Source organism: Brachyspira pilosicoli, from assembly GCF_019402445.1.
Lineage (GTDB): Bacteria > Spirochaetota > Brachyspiria > Brachyspirales > Brachyspiraceae > Brachyspira > Brachyspira pilosicoli_B.
Genome location: NZ_SRZM01000460.1, coordinates 1 through 1,411, shown reverse-complemented (window position 1 = coordinate 1,411; position 1,411 = coordinate 1). Strand labels below are relative to the sequence as shown.

At 27.4% G+C, this 1,411-nt stretch carries 1 protein-coding gene; it reads left to right on the top strand.

Features of this window, described 5'->3' with window-relative positions; genetic code table 11:
- Nucleotides 1-176: 176 nt before the first annotated feature.
- A complete protein-coding gene (locus tag E6A48_RS11880) occupies nucleotides 177-1,337 on the top strand; it encodes a peptidase M30, hyicolysin (RefSeq protein WP_219710512.1) in 1,161 nt (386 codons plus the stop codon).
- The last annotated feature ends 74 nt before the right edge of the window (nucleotides 1,338-1,411 follow it).

Here is a 1,411-nt window from a genome sequence, read left to right as displayed (position 1 = left end):
TTTTGCTGCGGGAAAAAGTTGAATAAAAAATTTATACAAACAGTAAATTAAAATAATATAAATATTCATTAATTTAGTATTATAAAGAAATCTATTTTATATGCTTTGATAGAAATATTATTTGCCGAGAATTATAACAGAACTTTTAATACTTGTTAAAAATACGAGGTGTTGTTATGATGAAAAAAATCTTTGTATTAATCTTAATATCATTAAACACATTAATACTAAATGCAAACATCAATAGCATATTAAATCAAAATAAAACCTACGAAATATATAAAGCTGATTATAAAGAAAAAACATTTAATGCAGTAAGATATATCAATAACAATTATTCAAAAGAACAAATAAAAGCAAAAAATATATACTCAACTTCTAGTATAGATGTGTACTTAGAAAACGGACTTACAGTAGATGAAAAAATATTAAAAGAAATATTATCACAAACAATGAAAGCTTATGAATTAGAAAAATATTTATACGGCGACATAAAAACAAAATTAATACTTCTTATAATGGATATAAACGGCGGACACACAGGAGCTAAACCATATATGCAAGGCTACTCCATATTTGAAGGCAACTACAGCGAAATAGAAAATGAAAACAAAAATATAATATTTTTAGATTATATAAACGGTTGGGATAATGTTGATTCTGTATTAAACACAATAATTCATGAACTTCAGCATATAATTCATTACAGCAATTTGAGAGAAAGCAAAAAAACAGATTTTGATGTGTGGGTGGACGAAGCATTATCCGAAGCAGCAGTAATAGCATATAGAGGATACTTACCAGAAAATCGTCTTCAATACTATAACAGTGATTCTATGTATCTTATAACCAAAGGAGATTATTTTGTTAATTGGTCTAGCGGATACACTGTGCATAAATATGCAACAGTTTCGCTTTTTATGTATTGGCTAGCTATACATTCAAAAAACGGATTTGAAATATATAAAGACATAGCAAATGCACCAGAAGAATATAAACACACTTATAAAGCAATTCTATATGCTGCAAATAAAAACATAAAGCAGTTTAAAGATTGGAGCGAATTATATGCTACATGGCTTGAGGCCAATTATAAAAATGAAGCAAACGGTTTATATGGATATAAAGGAATAATAAACACAAAACCAAAAGTGATAACAGCATCTGCCAACTTCCCAATGTCTCCGGGTGCGGCAATATATGTACAGGGAGATTTTTTCTCTGATGACAAACTTCTTAGATATGTTGAGCTTGGCAACAATGTTTATGTGGTTTATAATCCAGACGTTAATACTAAAGGCAAAGATAGATATTTGATACTAAACTCATATTATTGAGATAGATTTAGATAATTATATTTTATCATAAATACAATTTTTTATTTTTTATTCAACTTTTTCCCGTAGCAAAA